The sequence below is a fragment of the Pseudomonas agronomica genome (genome assembly GCF_025917275.1).
GTDB lineage: Bacteria > Pseudomonadota > Gammaproteobacteria > Pseudomonadales > Pseudomonadaceae > Aquipseudomonas > Aquipseudomonas agronomica.
Genome location: NZ_JAOSHO010000980.1, coordinates 1 through 640 on the forward strand (window position 1 = coordinate 1; position 640 = coordinate 640).

1 protein-coding gene is annotated in these 640 nt (G+C 65.6%); it reads left to right on the top strand.

Translation table 11 applies throughout. The annotated features are described in order from the left end of the window. Positions 1–595, top strand: a 595-nt coding sequence (locus tag OC610_RS28490; RefSeq protein ID WP_264433078.1) for a succinylglutamate desuccinylase/aspartoacylase family protein, incomplete at its 5' end; no start/stop codon positions are given. Positions 596–640 lie beyond the last annotated feature (45 nt).

Below are 640 nucleotides of genomic sequence, written 5' to 3' on the forward strand. Positions count from 1 at the left end.
GTTGCCCTTGGCCGACATTGTCTTGGACATTCACTCCGGCGGCCGGACCCTGGATTTCCTGCCATTCGCCGCCTGCCACGTCTTGCCGGACAAGCAGCAACAGGCGCGCTGCGAGGCCGGCATGCTGGCGTTCAACGCGCCGTATTGCATGCGCATGCTGGAGCTGGACGCCGGGTCGATGTACGACACGGCCGCCGAATCCCAGGGCAAGGTGTTCGTCACCACCGAGCTGGGCGGCGGTGGTTCTTCCACCGCTCGCAGCGTGGCGATTGCCGAGCGTGGGGTGCGCAACCTATTGATCCACGCTGGCATTTTGCGGGGCTCGATCGAGCTACAGCCCTCGTTGGTGCTCGACATGCCGGACGCCAGTTGCTTCATCGCCAGCGAGCACAACGGCTTGCTGGAAATGTGCCGCGACCTCGGTGAAAACGTCATCCGGGGCGAGGTCGTGGCGCGCATCCACGACACCGCCCGCAGCGGCGTCGCCCCGGTGGAATACCGCGCCGCCCGCAGCGGCTTGCTCGCGGCCCGGCACTTTCCCGGGCTGGTGCAGTGCGGCGATACGTTGGTGGTGATTGCGGATGTGTTGGCTTGATAACAGCCAGCCACAAATCCCCTGTGGGAGCGAGCTTGCTCGCGA